4 protein-coding genes are annotated in these 3,426 nt (G+C 30.4%); all 4 read right to left on the minus strand.

The window, feature by feature from the left end; all coding sequences use genetic code 11:
* Positions 1-329: 329 nt before the first annotated feature.
* Positions 330-1,226: a hypothetical protein gene (locus tag K8344_RS13700; RefSeq protein ID WP_237609245.1), complete on the minus strand. Its 897-nt coding sequence runs from the start codon at positions 1,224-1,226 to the stop codon at positions 330-332.
* A 230-nt stretch (positions 1,227-1,456) separates the two neighbouring features.
* On the minus strand, positions 1,457-2,044 hold the full coding sequence (locus K8344_RS13705; RefSeq protein ID WP_237609246.1) for a hypothetical protein: 588 nt from the start codon (positions 2,042-2,044) through the stop codon (positions 1,457-1,459).
* A gap of 220 nt (positions 2,045-2,264) precedes the next feature.
* On the minus strand, positions 2,265-2,978 hold the full coding sequence (locus tag K8344_RS13710; RefSeq protein ID WP_237609247.1) for a PIN domain-containing protein: 714 nt from the start codon (positions 2,976-2,978) through the stop codon (positions 2,265-2,267).
* Between the two features lie 166 nt (positions 2,979-3,144).
* A partial coding sequence (locus tag K8344_RS13715) for a hypothetical protein (RefSeq protein ID WP_237609248.1) occupies positions 3,145-3,426 on the minus strand: 282 nt, incomplete at its 5' end.

Below are 3,426 nucleotides of genomic sequence, written 5' to 3' on the forward strand. Positions count from 1 at the left end.
ATTCGACAAGACTTTTAAATCCCTTTTTTAAAGAGTCAAGACCACTATCTAAAAAGTTTAATTTCATAGGTTCTCCTTAATTATTGCCAACGGTCGTGTATATGGCTCGTAGCGTGTAAATTAACGATTAATTTCGGATTAGGCACAAGCCAGATTTTTAAATTTTACTATTTATCTTTTTTATTGGAAATCGTCCACCGAAGGACTACTGCTACCAAAATATAAAGTAAAAACTACAGTAAATTTAAAAATTCGGCGACTCTCCAAATATGCCTTAACTTCGATTAAGCAACTAACTAGCTATGAGCTATATACGTTGTTAGCAAACGTTATTTCTTTCCTTCAATTTTTTTAATTTTTGACATAATACTTTCAATTCTTTCAAAATCGGGAAAGGCTTCTATTATTTTATTTTCGGCATTAAGTGATGGATGCAATTCAGCTCCTTTCGAATATAAATCAGCTAGTTCTTTTAGAGCCATTTTAATTCGTTCAATTTGTTCGTTATTTTTTCCTTTAAAGAACATTTTATAGAGATGATTTGCCTCCATATCAGCAATCTCGTTTGTTTTCTCTTTAGTCTTTTCTACGATTTCTTCAATTGCATCGTTTGAAATTTTTAATTCTCGTGCTTGCTGTTGCATTACCCGACCTTCTTGAAGTTTTTTAAAAACCACTACACCAGACCACGCTAAACCGGCAATTATTGCTACCACTTCTTTTGAACTTGCAATAATGTCAACCCAATAAGAGCCAGTATCAAAATTCTTAATTCTTATTCCGCCATTGATTTCTTCAGCCGATAAGGTTTGTGAGAATACTTTATGTAGTTTGTCAGAAGTAATTTTTAAATCTTCAAAATTTTGTGGTTTTGGGATTTTTATACTAATAACATTCTCATCGTTATCATCAATTGTCTGTGTAATTGCTCTTGAAATACCTTCTGCAATTCTTTTTAATTCAGGAATTTTTTGAGCTAGTAATCGATACTCTTGGTCTGGAATTACAAGATTATTACTTGATGTGTGAGAATAAAAACTTTGTTTTTTTAATTGTTCAATTATAGTGTCAAACATTCCCAATTCATCGAGTTCACTTATTGCATTCTGCAAAGTGTCGGCATTGGTTAGTTGATATGTTTTTGGGTTTGAATTTCTTGCTGTTCCTTTCAGTTCGATAAAAGGAATTTCTTCGTCAATTATATCTCTTATTATTCTTAATCTCATTTATCTTCAATGTTGATTTTAATGTTTGCTAACGGTTTTGTATATGGCTCGTAGCGCGAAAAAATGCTGTTTCTATTAGGTTGAGCACAAGCCAGATTTTTAAATTTTACTATTTATCTTTTTTATTGGAAATCGTCAAATTTAAAAATTTGGCGACTTTCCAAATATGCCTTAACTTCGATTAAACAACTACCAAGCTATGAGCTATATACGTTGTTACCACACGTTTTTTATCCGATATTCTTTAATTCTGATATAAACTGTTGGTGTATTTGTTCAATTCGATTTGCTAAATTCATTCTTTCATTCAGCGCATTAATTTTGTCCTTATCATCTTTAAAGAATTCCGACTTTCGCTCGTATTTTTTTATTTCCTCTTCTGTCAGTTTTTTTAATCGGTCAAGAAATTTAGTTTGTAATATACTTTCTTTTGTTATTTCATCATCTTGTTTGTAATAGAAATTTAAAAGATTTTGATAATTATCAATCCAATCTTCTTTTGTCAATTCCATTACATTTTCTACAAAACTATCAACTTTGAATTTCCCAATTTGATAGCCATCACTCCAGAAATCTAAAATTCCAGTTTTAATTTCATCAATGTCTAAATAGTTGTCCGCAAATTTTTCAAGTTCAGTTTTGAGCTTGGTTTTCTTTTCAATTCCGATAAGTTTTAGTTCAAATTTTTTAAATTCTTTCGGTTCTAATTTTCTCGGAAAATGATTTAAATTAGTTAGTTTTAATTTTAATCCGCTTGAGTTTTTCTCGTCAATAACGTCGAGAAGAATAAAGTTTAAATTAGAACTAACGATTTTCATTTTAAATGTGTGGTAACGGTTGTGTATAAGAATAGTAGGGCTGAAAAAAGGCGCAAACCATTCGGATGAAACACAAGCCGAATTTTTAAATTTTTCTTATTAACTTTTCTTCTCAATAAGCCAAATTTAAAAATTTGGCTACCTCGAAAAAGTGCCTTTGCCATTGGGTTAAGCACTCATTGCCCTATTATTTTTATACGTTGTTAGCAAATGTTTTTTCTCATTTTCCTCGCATAATATCTGTTTGTAAATCCACCCATTCTTCAAATTTATATTCATTATATTCGTCAAGTTCATCAATTACTTCTTTTCGCATTTTTATGGCAGATGCAATATTATTTGAGTAAAATACTTTGTTATTTTCCAGTTGAGGATGAATTTTTGATTTATCCAATGGGTCTGCAAAATCAGTTGTATTTTGAGATACAAATAATATATCTGTTGCAATCACATAATTTTCTTCAACATAAGCTGTAGCACCAAAAAATATTAAGGCATCAGCGATATTATTTTTTGAATTATGAAAAGGGGCAATTTTCTTTAAAGCTCTATTTGCGGTATAAACCTTAAGCGTATCATTTATTTCATAAACTTGTGAGGTTTTCAAAAGTTTTTCAACTCTATCATAATGAGTTTCTGCCAATTTTATCTGCTCTTTTTCAATACTTCTATACTTTGATAATATTGCATCAATTTCATTCTTCTCTTTTTCGGGCAAATAATTTGAAATTTGTAAAGCATTTTTAGCGTAGGATTTTATAGAAGCTTGGATTTGATTAATAATTTTCACTTTATTCCTTTCCCATTCCTCAATAATTATATCGCAAGTAATAAGAATTGTTATTCCTTCACTAATTTGTTCTTCCAGTTCCTCGAGAATTTCAGAGTATTTTGGTTTAGCTAAATCGAGCCAGCTACAAGTATCTAATATCAATTTAGCCATTTTTGTTTTTTTAAATATTTGCTAACGTTTAGTATAACCGCAGTTACGGGTTAATATGCGTTAATATTCGGCTTGGCACAGACGTTAGCAATTCCGAGTGGATTCAGACGTAGTCGAATCTGCCGTAATTGCGGTTATACATTGTTGGCAACCGTATTTATTCAATTATTACTTTGTCAATCGCCATATTTATTTCCATTAATTTTCCAACTGACACTTCTTTTTCATTATAAATTGGGTTTTTATATTCACAATTATCAACATTGGTCAGCTTGATTGTTACAAAGTAATTTTTCTTTTTCTTATTAGTTGAAACTACAGTTCCTACCACAAAGCAATCGAAATCTCTTGTATTTTCGACTGTGTATAAATAATTATGCAAAGTAGTTCTATCAGTTCCGTCATATCTCCATCCCGTTTCTCCTGTTAATGGAACTTT

Origin of the sequence: Aequorivita xiaoshiensis (assembly GCF_022008395.1) — a bacterium.
In the GTDB taxonomy this organism is placed as follows: domain Bacteria; phylum Bacteroidota; class Bacteroidia; order Flavobacteriales; family Flavobacteriaceae; genus Aequorivita; species Aequorivita xiaoshiensis.

Bases quoted from the DNA above. Each gene is read 5' to 3' on its own strand.
- K8344_RS13700 (WP_237609245.1), bottom strand. From the start codon at position 1,226: ATGAGATTAAGAATAATAAGAGATATAATTGACGAAGAAATTCCTTTT.
- K8344_RS13705 (WP_237609246.1), bottom strand. From the start codon at position 2,044: ATGAAAATCGTTAGTTCTAATTTAAACTTTATTCTTCTCGACGTTATT.